This is a genomic window from Paraclostridium sp. MRS3W1, assembly GCF_032465715.1.
In the GTDB taxonomy this organism is placed as follows: Bacteria; Bacillota; Clostridia; order Peptostreptococcales; family Peptostreptococcaceae; genus Paraclostridium; species Paraclostridium dentum.
The window spans coordinates 1-13686 of sequence record NZ_JAWDJM010000176.1; the positions used below are offsets into that span (position 1 = coordinate 1).

Here is a 13686-nt window from a genome sequence, read left to right on the forward strand (position 1 = left end):
ATATTGATATAACTAAGTTCCATAAGTTATCAATAGATTTTTAGTAACCATAATTTCCTTAAGCGCAAAAAAAAAGAAAAGTATAAATACTTTTCTTTTTCAGTAAATTTAATACAAATCTTCTTTATCATCGTTTTTTGACTTTTTATCGTCATATAAATAGTAAATACCTAAAGTAATAATACAAATTACTAAACTCCACAATATAACTGATATAAACATTCATGTCACCTCTAATGTTGTGGTTTACTATTTATATATAATATTATTTTTTATGAATTAATGTTACTACTACTTTCATTTTTTCTTATTTTTTTCATTTTATAATGGTATCTAATTGTAAAAATTCCACAAAATAATAATATAAAGTAATATATAAATATTCCATATAAAAATACAGAATATCCTAATAATTCTTTAGGAATTACATCTTTAAATATAGTAAAAAATGCAATTTCATTAGCCCCTACATTTCCAGGTGTTGGAACAGGAGATACAGCCATATATAAAAAAGCCTGTAATGTTAACATATGTCCATATGACTGAGAATTCAAACTTAATGATCTGTATATACAATAAGCTATACTAAAATACAAAGTCAGTTGAACTATCGTAAAAAGTAAAGATTTTATTAATGACTTTTTATCATTTAAAAATAGCTTAATTGAATAATTATACTCATCAATAAATTTATTTATACTTTCTTGCTTATCTTCTAATTTTTTAAATACTTTTATCTTTTTTAATATATTTAATGCTATATTTACTATTTTCTTAGTTTTTTTAGGACTATATATTATTAAAATCCCAAAGCTCAATGCAAATATATTCATAATCATACCAGTTGCAACTAATATAATTATAGAGTTTAGCTCTCTTTCTAAATATATATAATGATTAAACAACAATATCCCACAATATAGAGTAACTACAGTTTGAAATATAACAGTCTTATTTGCTATAACTGCAGTAGCTTTGCTTACAGGAACCTTTGATTTTGTCAAAGCATAAATTTGCATCGGTTGGCTTCCTGAAGCTAACGGTGTTACTAAGTTATAATACAAACCCATTGTTCCTATATTAAATCCCAACGACTTAATTTTCGTTTTATGAATTGAATTTAATATTATCTTTAGTATATAAGCTTCTAATATTATATACATTATTATGCATAAAAATCCTAATGCTATATATTTTAAATTTATAATTTTAATAATTTTAGATAAAACATTTATATTTAGAGTCGTACACACCAAATATGTAGTCAATGCAATTAAAAATAATAAAAAGGTATACTGTAATATATCTTTTTGTCTTTTAGTTAATATGTCCATAACATTTCTCCTAATCGATTTTACCCATCCTTTTATAAGTATACTATTTTTTACTTTTATTTCAATAGTTTTAATTTTTAGCGTAAAAAATAAGAGCAGATATCTGCTCTTATTTTAACATCTATTTAATTTTTTCAGCAGGTTTATATTCTACACCTTTAGTGTCAACTCTTATGCTCTCTATAACAACATTTTTCTTAGGCTTATCATTAGAACCTACCTCTACATTATTTATTTTGTCTACAACATCCATTCCTTTTATTACTTTTCCAAAAGCAGCATATTGCTTGTCTAAGTTTTTTGCATCTTTTGTAACTATGAAAAACTGACTTCCAGCTGAATCCGGTTGTTGACTTCTAGCCATAGATAATACACCTTTTTCATGTTTTATATCATTTTTAAATCCATTGTCATCAAATTCTCCTTTTATAGAGTATCCAGGTCCTCCTGTACCACTACCTTCTGGATCTCCACCTTGTATAACAAAGTCTTTTACTACTCTATGGAAAATAAGTCCATCATAAAACTTATTATTAGCAAGTTCTATAAAGTTATTAACTGTGTTTGGAGCTAAGTGTGGGTATAATTCAGCTTCTATAGTTCCATAATCTTTAACTTTTATAGTCGCTATTGGTAGCTCTTTTGGTGGATCAATTGGTTTGTTAGTATATTCTTTTTCTTCTCCACTCTTTTTAGAACATCCAATCATTAATCCTAAACACAGTACTGATACTAGTAATATTATTTTTCTAGTTATTTTTTTCATCTAAATCCCCCTCTATATTTTCATTAAGTTAGCTATATAATCAAACAATTTGTTTATAGGATTAAAAATAAAATTATATATATAATTTACAAAATCTCCTGACAATAAAATCATTATTAATATAGGACTTAATATTATACCAAGATTAGAAAATAAGCTAATATTCCAGCTTGGTATAAAATGTATTACTATAACAATTAAATATATATGAAATACATATATATTCATAGTATTTTTACCATATTTGCTATACCAAAACTTTCTATTTGGAACTACATTTACAATACCTATACTAAGTATTATAGATCCTAAATAAAGTAAGCTTCTTCCTATTAAACCTTGTATCATATTTAGTTGATTGGTCTTATATGCATATGAATTATATAAGAACTTATAACCTACTACATCATACTTTGATATGTATATTGCAATTAAAATAAAAACTATTACTATAAAATAACCAATTCCTTTGCTCATATTGTTTATTTTATTAAGTTTTGTTGAATCTGTATAGTACCCCATAAGAAAAAACGGTAAAAATGCTATAGTTCTAGATATTGATAAAAAATTTTGTCCCATACTATCAAGCCCAATTAACAGTCCTAGCGCAAAACTTATAGGAACTATCCATTTTACTTTTGTTAAGTATTTAATGGATATCCTCCAAAAAAATAAGCTCAATAAATACCATAATGTCCATCCAGGATAAAATATAGAAAACATATTTTTACCTGTAACTATATAAGCTCCAATGTACCAAATTATATCAAAGAAAATATATGGTATTAAAAGCTTTTTAATCAAAACCAAATTTGACTTAACACCTTTTTTAGATAGATATCCAGATATAAATATAAATAAAGGCATATGAAATATATATATATACATATACATGCTTTTTAATGTATCATCTTGATTTATATAATATTCTATTGTATGCCCAAATACAACTGCAAACATTAAAATAACTTTAAGATTATCAATTAGATAATCTCTTTTTTCAATATTGCTACCTTTTTCCAATTCATGATCCTCTTTTCATTAGTTTAAGAAGTCTAAAATAACCTTTGAATCTTTTTTCCCATTTCCTCTTGCTATATTCAGTATATTGCTATGATACATATTATCTAAAATAATCAATTTTGCTAGTTTTGATTTATTAACCTTATTTAATTTATCAACGAAGCTTATCGAACATTCAGGATTTATCAATGAGTCCAACTTGCCATGTATACAAAGTACCGGTATATCTTCATTTCCTTTTATCAAGTTGATAGGGTTTACTTTATCTATATTCTGTCCTTTTGCATAATTTTTAATAATTGATTTTGCATATTTTCTAGTACATGCTCTAAAATTTAGCACTCCAGATATAGATATGAATTTTTTAAATACATGTTTGTCTATTCCATACTTTTTATGAAAATAATTATTGAAAACTAGATTAGCTGCTAATTCTCCTCCCGCTGAATAACCCATAACATAAACTTTATTCCTATCACCCATAACTCTTTCATTGCTTAGGAAATGTTTAAATCCGTTAAATATATCATCTATCTGTGTTGGATATGTAAATTTAGGAACAAGTCTATATGAAATTAAAACTACATTAAATCCCTTTTTATTAAAGTATTTACCTATATAAGAATATCTCTTTGGACTTCCATGCCACCAACTTCCTCCATGAACAAAAAATATTATAGGGCTTTTATCATCAAAGTTAAAAAACTTATAATATTGTTTTTTATGATTTCCATAACTAGCGTCATAACTTTGTATATTAGAATCTTTAATATTTGCAGTTACAATGTTATATACCAAAGGAACTTTAAGCATACTTTCTTTTAGTCTATTTTTGTTCATGTAATTTATCTCCTTATCTCTTTTAGTTAGAAGTACCTCAATAAAGTTTATTGAGGTACTTCCTAATTATTTGTTCATATAAGTTATTATATCTAAAGATTGTATAATTTCAATATCTGGTACATCCCCAATTAAATAAATTGTGTAAATTTTATTGTCTTTCAATTCAATTTTTTTACTTATTCTTATTCCATCATTACGTTCTTCCGATTCTACGTTACTTTCTTCTATTGTAAAATCATATACTCCTATAGGAACTTCTGCATAATTAGTTCTTTTTCCAAAAGGAATTTCATCTATCATTTTTACCCCATTTACTGTTAAATCTATCGGCTCTGTTGTAGGTGATAAATGTGCTATTCTAAATTTTGCATTAGACTCACAAGTTTTTTCATTTGGATCTTCAAAAACTGCAAGTAGCATAAGCTTTGGCATTATCCCTGTTATAACCAAAGTACCTACATTTCCACCTGCTATAGTTAACTCTTGTTCTAGTATTAACTTTTCACTATTTCCACATTCATATACTTTGACCGTATAATCCCCAGGAAATGTTGGTGTATATGGAACAAATTCTCTGTATCTAACATCAGAAAATACAAGTACGTCATTAATATATACATCAATTTTATCGCTATTTGCCGTAGCATTAAAAACTCTTATATATGATGCATCATTATTAACTCTTATTTTCATACATACCTCCCCCTTTAAGATATAACATAATTTATTATATGTCTTTTATACGACATATGACACTTCCACAATTAGCGTTTATTTTTTATTACCTGGGTAATAAAACCATTGTAATTGCTAGGGTTAGGGCGTTTTTTATCTTTTTTTATCATATCAATGTAAGCTTTTATATTCCATTTTGTCATCTGGTGTTGTATTTGCATTTAAAATAAAAAATCAGCATCACTCATGTCGTCATTAAACTTTCCCTTTGTTCAAAAAAACTTCCATTTCCCAAGATAAAATTACTTTATAGGCACATATTTCTTTGATTATTCTAGTTTTTGGATATAACATTACTTAAACGCAAAAAAACTTCTACAAATTTATACTTTGTAGAAGTTTAAAATATATAATATATTAATATTTCCTATTTAGCATCTTTATTTATTGATATTACTCTACTTTTTTTCTCACTGATTTTAGGTTTTTTCTCACATTCTTTACAACCTCTCAGCTTTTTCATAAAATTATCTACCATTTCAACTATATTGTATTTGTTTGCTAGTTCAAAGTTTTTGCAGTATTTAGCTTTAAAGAATATTTCGTCTGGTATCCCAGTTTTATATATGCCACATATTGGTTTTCCATTTTTGAATTGTACAAAATTCTTACTTTTTAGAGTATGCTTGCACTTATGACATTTTCTAGTTTTTAATCTACCCATATTCTCCCCCCTAAGCAAAGCTTTTCTTTTGCTTTATTTATATTTTACCATAAATATCAAAATTTATATACTTCTTAAGATATTTATTTAACATAATTTTCTAATTACTATCTTTTATAAGTTTTAACTAGTAAAAATACTTTTTAAAATGTTTATTGATTAGTCAATTTATTATTCTGTTTTATCCAATTTATAGTATCATTTATTACTTCATCTTTATTAATTTCATTTAACATCTCATGCCTTCCACCACTATACAATTTGAATTCAACATTTTCTATGCCTACTTTTTTATAATTCTCATATAACTTAGTTATACCTTTACCAAATTTGCCAACAGGATCTTTATCTCCTGCAAATATATATATAGGCAATTTAGAATTTATTTTTTTCAAATTATTTATGTTTCTAATTTCTTTGAATAGCTTAAATAAATCATAAAAATACCCATTACTAAAAACTACTCCACAATATTCATTTTCTATATATTTTTCAACTTCTTTAAAATCTCTACTAAGCCAGTCAAACTCTGATTTATTTGGTTTAAACTTTTTATTAAATCCTCCAAAAGCTAGTTTATCTATTAAATAAGCCTTTTTCTCTCTTCCTTGAATTTTGCTCATAACTTTAGCAACTAAAAATCCTAAATCAACTTCTATTCCATGTAACCCATTTGTACCAGATAGTATTACTCCATCTATGTCTTCGCTATAATCAATTATATACTTTTGAGCTGCAAATGATCCCATACTATGACTAAATAAGAATATAGGTAATCCATTATTTTCAGTTTTTATAATTTTAGTTAATTTGTTTAAATCTTTTACTATACAATGTATGCCATCCTTTTGTGCAAGTATTCCTATTCTATTTATATTTTCTGCACTTTTTCCATGCCCTCTATGATCATTTATGTAAACTATATAACCATTATCAGTCAAATAATTTGCAAATCTTTTATATCTACCAGCTTCTTCTGACATTCCATGTGAAATCTGAACAATTCCGTTTATGTTTTCTTTTTCTATTGGCTCATATTTATATACATATATGTCAGTATCTTCTTCCCCTTTAAATGTAAAATTACTTATTTTCATAAATCCCTCCACTATTACAATAATTTAAATTTTATGTATATTAAAATTATTTTATTATATTATATCATTATGTAATCAATTATTTAAACATACTTAGAATAATAATCTATAATTATAAAAATAAAAGGAATATATATTTATATATTCCTTTTAAATAATACTTTATATTATAAATCCATTCTTCCTTTGTAATCACCATTGCCATTTTTTATGTGACTTTTTCTATTCATTGTTTTTTTGCTATATTTAGCTTCACCTTCAGATGCAAGTTTTGCATTAACCTCTGTTGATTCATATCCATTTATGCCCAACTCTTGTGCTATTTCTTCTTTATTTTGTTTGTAAAGTTCAACTTTTGTTAAGTTTTGTTTTTTATTATTAGTCATTTTCATACTCCTTTCTAAACTATACTCATACTTATTGTGCTTATTTTCATAAATTAAATTCTAGTAAATCATTTACAAAAAAATAAAGAGCATATGCTCTTTATTTTTAAAAACCAAACTGAAGTCCTATAACTAAGAATCCAATTCCAAGTACCGTAATTGTAATTAGTAAAGGAGCTATAAATTTAAGCCATTTATCCCAAGGAACTCTAGCTACCGCTAATGCCCCCATTAAAACTCCAGACGTAGGTGTAATCATATTCATAAATCCTGATCCAAATTGAAACGCTGTTACTATTTGTTGTGATGAAACTCCTACCAAATCACCAAGTGGAGCAAGTACTGGTATTGTAAGTGATGCAAGCCCTGATGATGATGGTATTAAAATAGTTAAAGCACTTTCAAGCAGGAATGTTAAAACTATAAATATTGACTTTGGAAGTCCATTTAATAAGTTTGCTGCTGAATTTAATATACTATCTATTATAAATCCATTTTGTGCAATTATTACTATTCCACGAGCTAAAGCTATTGCAAGACCTGCTGTAATTAAATCTTTTGCTCCTTCTTCAAAGGCTTCTACAATTTCAGATTGTTTTAATCCTCCAAATATCCCTGATAATATTCCCATTGCACAGAATATCATACAGATTTCTGGTATATACCATCCTTTGGCAACTACTCCATAAACCATACCTGCCATACCAACAGTAAATGTAACTAAAACAGCTAACTCTTTTTTTGTAAATGGTTTTATATTTGAATCACCCATTACAAAATGCTCTCTATTTTTTTTATCTAGTTCATATACAATTGATTTTTGTGGATTTTTTTTAACTTTATTGGCATGTAACATAACAAATGCGATAGATATTGCCATTATAATTACAAAAATTATACTTCTATATCCAATCCCTGATCCTGGTGCTATATTAGCCAAAGCTTGTGCTATTCCAGTTGAAAAAGGATTTATTGTTGATGCAGCTGTTCCTGCAGCTGCTCCAATAAATACCACTGCCATTCCAGTTAGGGAATCATAACCCAAACTTACCATCATAGGAATAAATATGATGTAAAAAGGAAGTGCCTCTTCATGCATCCCAAAGGTTGTCCCTCCTAATCCAAACAAAATCATACATATTGGAATAATTAAAAACTCCAACCCTTTCATTTTAGAAATCGTATGCCCAATACCTGCTTCTATAGCTCCAGTTTTGTTTACAATTCCAAATGCTCCTCCAACTAATATTACAAACCCTACAACTTCTGCAGCATCTATAAATCCATCTATTGGAGCTTTAAATATTTCTGGTATTCCTTGTGGATTAGATTCCACTACTTTATATGTTCCTGGTACAACTACACTTCTTCCATCAACTTCAGTTCTATCAAACTGTCCACTTGGTATTATCCAAGTTAATCCAGCCATAACGATAATCAATGCAAAGATTATCGTAAAAGTATGAGGAATGCTAATCTTTTTCTTTTTTTTGTTTTTGTTGTTTTCTAAAATCTCTGATTTACTCATAATTCATCTCCCTATAATAACCCCTTTTTTTATTTTAGATTGATAAATTTGTGACAGTCATTTACGTCAAATTCTATATTTATATAACCCTTTTCACTAAAATTATAGCATATTTTGGTAATTCATATTTGAATTTTTTAATTTTTTCTGAAATTTATAACTTTTAAACTCAATATATAAAAAAGCATAAGCTCACGCCTATGCTTTTTATTTATTTTAATAGTTCACTTATTGCTTGTGCCACACCATCTTCAGTGTTTTTACAAGTTATAAAGTTTGCATTTTCTTTTACTATATCTTCAGCATTTCCCATTGCAACTCCCATGCCAGCATATTGTATCATACTTAAATCATTATGATTGTCTCCAAAAGTTATTATTTCACTCTTTTCTAAATTTAAGTACTTAGCTAAACTTTCTACAGCACTCCCTTTGTTAACTCCTTTTTTCATTACCTCTATATTGTCAAAGAAAGATTTTGTCAATTCTATATCTTGAATAGTTTTTAACTCCTCTTCTACTTTAGAAAGTAATTCTAAATTACTTTCGATAATTAAAAACTTCAAAATATTTTTTCCTATTATTTGCTCTTTTATATTTTCACTTTCAATTATATTTATATTTAAATCTTCTTGCATTTGGTATTTTCTAAGCCATTCGTTTATATATGTAGTAAATATAGTATCATCTGTAAAGCACTGATAATATATATTATTTTTTTCTAAAACATCAATTATATTGTTACATATATAATTTTCTATTTGACTTTCGTATATTATATTTCCAGTCGACTCTTTAATCAAAGCTCCATTACAACATATTATAGGGGTTTTTATTCCTAACTCTCTAGCGTACTTAATAGTTGATTCATAAATTCTCCCTGTTGCAATAGCTACATTAACCCCATTATCAGCAGCAAATTTCAAAGCTTCTTTATTTTTCTGGCTGATTTCATGCTCTCCATTTAACAAGGTTCCATCCATATCTGTTACTATCAATTTATAATTCATATTTGCCTCCTTTAAATGCCTATTTAATTTCAATTATATTATATTCTAGTATATTAATACCATTTCCTTCTTATTTTTACACTTTTGAATCAGTTTTTGATAGTAACAATTTATTTAAACTACTTTTTTTATTATATCAAGAGATTTTTTCTCTAGCATATTTCTCATTTTTTTCCTATCTTCTAAAAATCTATTATATATTTCATCTGAAATTTCAGTATTTCCATATACTCTCCAATACTTTGTCTTCTGAAGTTCATAATTTCCATATCCCATAAATCCTACTACATCTTTTAGTGGATATCCTAAAAATATACCTATCTCATGTGGAAATTCATTTTCTTTTAACTTATCTAATAAACATTTTATATAATTATCTAGTGTATAGTAATTTGGATATCCTATAAACTTAAGAAAATTTACGCATTTTTTATTTTTTAAAGTTTCCGATAGAGCATCTTTATTTATAAATAGTATTTTTATTTCCCCATTAGCCTTATAAACTATCTCATATTTTAATCTAGAGCAGTTTTTGAAAAAAGATTCTATTTCTTTTATTTTATATTCTTTATTGTTGTCATTAAGTGAAATATTTAATATTTCACTAGGCTTTGATCCTAAAATTACAGGACCTAAAATTTCTAGTATCCATTTTATGTATGACGAATCTATTCTATTTTTACATGAGTAATCACATTTTATATTCATATTAACCTCCGCTTAATTGAAAATCATTATCATAATTAAATTTTAACATTATTGATAATGATTTTCAATATCTTTTTACTTATATATTAAATTTTATTATTATAATCCATTTAAATTTCATTTAATTAAATTATTTTACATTTTATATAAATTTATGTTAAAATTTACTTGTAAGATATTTATACAATTAAAAGGGAGATGGATATATGAAAACTCAAAGATTAAACGCTGTTCTTGATCAAATGAAGAAAAATAGCATAGATCAAATGTTAATTAGTGATCCATATGCAATATTCTACTTAACAGGAAAAATGATACATCCAGGAGAAAGATTATTAGCATTATATATAAATGTTAATGGAAATAATAAGATGTTTATAAACGAATTGTTCCCTGTAACTGAAGACTTAGGTGTTGAAATGGTTTGGTTTAACGATACTCAAAACTCAGTTGAAATCGTTTCCAACGGTATAGATAAAAATGGTACTATAGGTGTTGATAAAAACTGGCCTGCTAAATTCTTATTAGCTTTAATGGATTTATGTCCAAATTGTAAATTTGTAAATTCTTCTTACATAGTAGATACTTTAAGATCTTCTAAAGATGAAGAGGAAAAGGATTTAATGAGAAAGGCTTCTGCTTTAAACGATGAAGCTATGAAGAGATTAAAAGATACTATAAATTCAGATTTAACAGAAAAGCAACTTGCTAACAAATTATCTGGAATATATGAAGATTTAGGTGCTGATGGTTTCTCATTCTCTCCTATAATAGGATTTGGACCAACTGGAGCAGATCCACACGGTACTCCTGGAGATAGAAAAGTTAAAGCTGGAGACGCTATAATACTTGATATAGGTTGTGTAAAAGATAACTACTGTTCAGATATGACTAGAACAGTATTCTATAAAGAAGCTCCTGAAAAAGCTAAAGAAGTATTCGAGATAGTTTTAGAAGCTAATAAAAGAGCTATAGCTTTAGTTAAACCAGGTGTTAGATTCTGTGATATAGATGCAGCTGCTAGAGATTATATAACAGAAAAAGGATACGGAAAATACTTCACTCATAGAACTGGTCACTCTATAGGTCTTGAGTGTCATGATATGGGAGATGTTTCTTCTGTTAATACTGATTGTGTTCAAGAAGGTATGATATTCTCTGTTGAGCCAGGTATATACCTACCAGGTGAATTCGGAGTTAGAATAGAAGATTTAGTTCTAGTTACAAAAGATGGTCATGAAAACTTAAATAAACATGATAAAGAATTAGTTATAGTTGGATAAATTTTAAAGCATAGATAAATATTTTGTCTATGCTTTTTTTATACCTATATATTTATACAAAAAAAGATTATCTTAAATTAACTTAAGATAATCTTTTTTGATATATAATAATTTATTTAATTTTTAAGCAAGTTCAGTTGCATTCCCCATCGCTCTTGTAAGTATATCTTTTACATCTTGATGAGTTGCTTTTATTGGATTAGTTAACCCACAAGCATCTTTAAGTGCATTATCTGCTAAAATATCAAAATCTTCTACTTTAACTCCTAGCTCTTTAAGGCCTGCTGGTATATCTATATCACTTGATAATTTTCTTATAACTTCTATACAAGCTTTTGCTCCTTCTTCATCACTCATGTTTTTAGTTTCAACACCCATAAACTTAGCTACATCCTTTAACTTAGCACTGCAAACTGTAGAGTTAAATACTTGTACTTCTGGAAGTAATATAGCATTACATACTCCATGTGGTAAATCATAAAAACCACCAAGTTGATGTGCAATTGCATGTACATATCCAAGTGAAGCTGAGTTAAATGCCATTCCTGCCAAGTATTCAGCATAAGCCATCATATCTCTTGCTTCCATGTTATTTCCATCTTCTACTGCATCTCTTAAATGATCATTTATAAGCTCTATAGCTTTTTGAGCACAAGCATCAGTAACTGGTGTAGCCGCAGTTGATACATATGCCTCAACTGCATGAGTTAAAGCATCCATTCCTGTTGCTGCTGTTAGTGATTTAGGCATACTAACCATTAACTCCGGATCATTTACTGCAAGTATTGGCGTAACATTTTTATCAACTATAGCCATTTTTACATGTCTTTCTTCATCTGTTATTATAGAGAATACTGTCATTTCAGAAGCTGTTCCTGCTGTTGTATTTATTGAAATTAAAGGTAATTGAGGTTTAGAAGATTTATTTATTCCTTCATAATCCTTTATATTTCCTCCATTTGTTGCAACTAATGCAATTCCTTTTGCACAGTCATGAGGAGAACCTCCTCCATAAGAAATTACAAAATCACAGTCATTTTCTTTTAATATTTCAACCCCATCCATAACACTTTTTACAGTTGGATTTGGTATAGATCCTGGATAAACTACATAATCTATATTATTTTCTTCTAAAAGATTGGTTACCCCTTTGAACTCTTCACTTTTAGAAGATCTTTTTCCACATACTATAAGAGCTTTTTTAAGTCCTCTTGAAGTTATCTCTTCTGCTATTTTCTTAACGCACCCTGGTCCCATTAAACTTATATTCGGCATAAAAAATGCATAACTCATGTCTTTTCCCCCTTGTTAAACGTTTTTTTAAGCGTTATTATTTGTTTTTTATTTAACACACTATAATTATATACCACATTTTTCCTTATGTATATAGTTTTTTTGTTTTTTATATGTAAATATCATGTTATTATAAAACCAATACTATATTATGAAATGTTTTTACACGTAACGACATCATTGGTCAATATTAAGGAGAAAGTGTAATGATTTTAATTTTAAAAAAGTATAAAATGAAAATTATAGAATATCTTAAATTTAATGCTATAGGTATAACAAATTTTGTAATTTCTCAAATGATTTATATTAGTTTGTATTTATTTTTAGAAATTCACTATTTAATAGCCTATTCTATAACTAGTTTAATAAGTGTATCCGCTTCATATTTTCTAAATTCAAAGTTTACCTTTAAAGAATCTAATTATACAGCTAAAAAGTTTTTATTGTCTTCTTTAGTTTACGTATTTGAATTTTTCTTAAATATGATAATAATAATCTTATTTGTAAACATACTTCATATTAATGAGATTATAGCACCTTTATTTGCTCCAGTTTTTTCTACTCCCCCTGTCTTTTTTATGATGAGAGCTGTAATAAAAAGAGATATATATTAAATAGTAACCTATTTAATATATATCTTTAATTTTTTAACCACCTATTTGATTCATATTTCTTTTCGTATCACTCTTTTTATTTTCTATTAATTTATGCTTTTCTGGTTTTTCGTATATATACTTTTCTATCAAATTAGTAAACTCATTCTCATTGTTTAAATACTTATTAATGTCTAACTCTTCACTAGAATGTAAACACAATTTTACTTTACCATTAGAAGTCATTCTTATTCTATTACATTCACTACAAAACGAGCAACTCATAGGTGTAATTATTCCTACTTTTCCTTTTGAATTTCCAAGTTTATAATAAGATGCAACACTTTTTTCTTCATTTTTTATAGGTTTTAAGTTTTCTATTTTATTTAAAGCTTCTTTTAAATTGATATATCCATTTTTAAAT

At 26.7% G+C, this 13686-nt stretch carries 14 protein-coding genes and 1 pseudogene; 2 read left to right on the top strand and 13 right to left on the bottom strand.

What is annotated here, in order from left to right; translation table 11 throughout:
- Positions 1-272: 272 nt before the first annotated feature.
- The 11 genes from RWY47_RS15125 to RWY47_RS15175 form a co-directional block, all read right to left on the bottom strand.
- A complete protein-coding gene (locus RWY47_RS15125) occupies positions 273-1334 on the bottom strand; it encodes a lysylphosphatidylglycerol synthase transmembrane domain-containing protein (RefSeq protein WP_025162612.1) in 1062 nt (353 codons plus the stop codon).
- A gap of 121 nt (positions 1335-1455) precedes the next feature.
- On the bottom strand, positions 1456-2100 hold the full coding sequence (locus RWY47_RS15130) for a peptidylprolyl isomerase (protein WP_142729699.1): 645 nt from the start codon (positions 2098-2100) through the stop codon (positions 1456-1458).
- 12 nt (positions 2101-2112) lie between these two features.
- Positions 2113-3123: an acyltransferase family protein gene (locus tag RWY47_RS15135; protein ID WP_021431309.1), complete on the bottom strand. Its 1011-nt coding sequence runs from the start codon at positions 3121-3123 to the stop codon at positions 2113-2115.
- 18 nt (positions 3124-3141) lie between these two features.
- On the bottom strand, positions 3142-3963 hold the full coding sequence (locus RWY47_RS15140; RefSeq protein ID WP_021431310.1) for an alpha/beta hydrolase: 822 nt from the start codon (positions 3961-3963) through the stop codon (positions 3142-3144).
- 66 nt (positions 3964-4029) lie between these two features.
- A complete protein-coding gene (locus tag RWY47_RS15145; RefSeq protein ID WP_021431311.1) occupies positions 4030-4659 on the bottom strand; it encodes a DUF4397 domain-containing protein in 630 nt (209 codons plus the stop codon).
- Positions 4660-5068: 409 nt separating this feature from the next.
- On the bottom strand, positions 5069-5365 hold the full coding sequence (locus RWY47_RS15150; protein ID WP_021433120.1) for a hypothetical protein: 297 nt from the start codon (positions 5363-5365) through the stop codon (positions 5069-5071).
- Positions 5366-5517: 152 nt separating this feature from the next.
- Entirely contained in the window at positions 5518-6462 is a 945-nt protein-coding gene (locus RWY47_RS15155; RefSeq protein WP_150885255.1) for an alpha/beta hydrolase, read from the bottom strand.
- A 167-nt stretch (positions 6463-6629) separates the two neighbouring features.
- Positions 6630-6848, bottom strand: a complete 219-nt coding sequence (locus RWY47_RS15160) for a hypothetical protein (protein ID WP_021431314.1) — start codon at positions 6846-6848, stop codon at positions 6630-6632.
- Positions 6849-6954: 106 nt separating this feature from the next.
- The gene (locus RWY47_RS15165; RefSeq protein ID WP_150842834.1) at positions 6955-8376 is read right to left on the bottom strand and encodes a YfcC family protein; all 1422 of its coding nucleotides are present in this window, start codon (positions 8374-8376) and stop codon (positions 6955-6957) included.
- A 211-nt stretch (positions 8377-8587) separates the two neighbouring features.
- Positions 8588-9385 (bottom strand): Cof-type HAD-IIB family hydrolase, encoded by a 798-nt coding sequence (locus RWY47_RS15170; RefSeq protein ID WP_224170270.1) that lies wholly within the window; start codon positions 9383-9385, stop codon positions 8588-8590.
- A gap of 114 nt (positions 9386-9499) precedes the next feature.
- On the bottom strand, positions 9500-10093 hold the full coding sequence (locus RWY47_RS15175; protein WP_224170269.1) for a DUF3793 family protein: 594 nt from the start codon (positions 10091-10093) through the stop codon (positions 9500-9502).
- 206 nt (positions 10094-10299) lie between these two features.
- Between RWY47_RS15175 and RWY47_RS15180 the strand changes: the two genes are divergently transcribed.
- Positions 10300-11376 carry a M24 family metallopeptidase gene (locus RWY47_RS15180; RefSeq protein WP_168930981.1) on the top strand — a complete coding sequence of 359 codons (1077 nt, stop codon included), beginning with the start codon at positions 10300-10302 and terminating at the stop codon, positions 11374-11376.
- A gap of 123 nt (positions 11377-11499) precedes the next feature.
- Here RWY47_RS15180 and yiaY read toward each other — a convergent pair whose 3' ends face one another.
- Positions 11500-12669, bottom strand: a complete 1170-nt coding sequence (gene yiaY / locus RWY47_RS15185; protein WP_150842837.1) for an L-threonine dehydrogenase — start codon at positions 12667-12669, stop codon at positions 11500-11502.
- Positions 12670-12875: 206 nt separating this feature from the next.
- Here yiaY and RWY47_RS15190 point away from each other — a divergent pair, with 206 nt between their 5' ends.
- On the top strand, positions 12876-13283 hold the full coding sequence (locus RWY47_RS15190) for a GtrA family protein (protein WP_224170268.1): 408 nt from the start codon (positions 12876-12878) through the stop codon (positions 13281-13283).
- A 33-nt stretch (positions 13284-13316) separates the two neighbouring features.
- Here the strand turns inward: RWY47_RS15190 and RWY47_RS15195 are convergent.
- Positions 13317-13686: pseudogene (locus RWY47_RS15195) on the bottom strand (GTP 3',8-cyclase MoaA); the annotation flags it as partial.

Coding starts and splice junctions, on each gene's coding strand:
- RWY47_RS15180 (WP_168930981.1), top strand. CDS start 10,300: ATGAAAACTCAAAGATTAAACGCTGTTCTTGATCAAATGAAGAAAAAT.
- RWY47_RS15155 (WP_150885255.1), bottom strand. CDS start 6,462: ATGAAAATAAGTAATTTTACATTTAAAGGGGAAGAAGATACTGACATA.
- RWY47_RS15165 (WP_150842834.1), bottom strand. CDS start 8,376: ATGAGTAAATCAGAGATTTTAGAAAACAACAAAAACAAAAAAAAGAAA.
- RWY47_RS15190 (WP_224170268.1), top strand. CDS start 12,876: ATGATTTTAATTTTAAAAAAGTATAAAATGAAAATTATAGAATATCTT.
- RWY47_RS15125 (WP_025162612.1), bottom strand. CDS start 1,334: ATGGACATATTAACTAAAAGACAAAAAGATATATTACAGTATACCTTT.
- RWY47_RS15150 (WP_021433120.1), bottom strand. CDS start 5,365: ATGGGTAGATTAAAAACTAGAAAATGTCATAAGTGCAAGCATACTCTA.
- RWY47_RS15140 (WP_021431310.1), bottom strand. CDS start 3,963: ATGAACAAAAATAGACTAAAAGAAAGTATGCTTAAAGTTCCTTTGGTA.
- RWY47_RS15170 (WP_224170270.1), bottom strand. CDS start 9,385: ATGAATTATAAATTGATAGTAACAGATATGGATGGAACCTTGTTAAAT.
- RWY47_RS15145 (WP_021431311.1), bottom strand. CDS start 4,659: ATGAAAATAAGAGTTAATAATGATGCATCATATATAAGAGTTTTTAAT.
- RWY47_RS15160 (WP_021431314.1), bottom strand. CDS start 6,848: ATGACTAATAATAAAAAACAAAACTTAACAAAAGTTGAACTTTACAAA.
- RWY47_RS15130 (WP_142729699.1), bottom strand. CDS start 2,100: ATGAAAAAAATAACTAGAAAAATAATATTACTAGTATCAGTACTGTGT.
- yiaY (WP_150842837.1), bottom strand. CDS start 12,669: ATGAGTTATGCATTTTTTATGCCGAATATAAGTTTAATGGGACCAGGG.
- RWY47_RS15175 (WP_224170269.1), bottom strand. CDS start 10,093: ATGAATATAAAATGTGATTACTCATGTAAAAATAGAATAGATTCGTCA.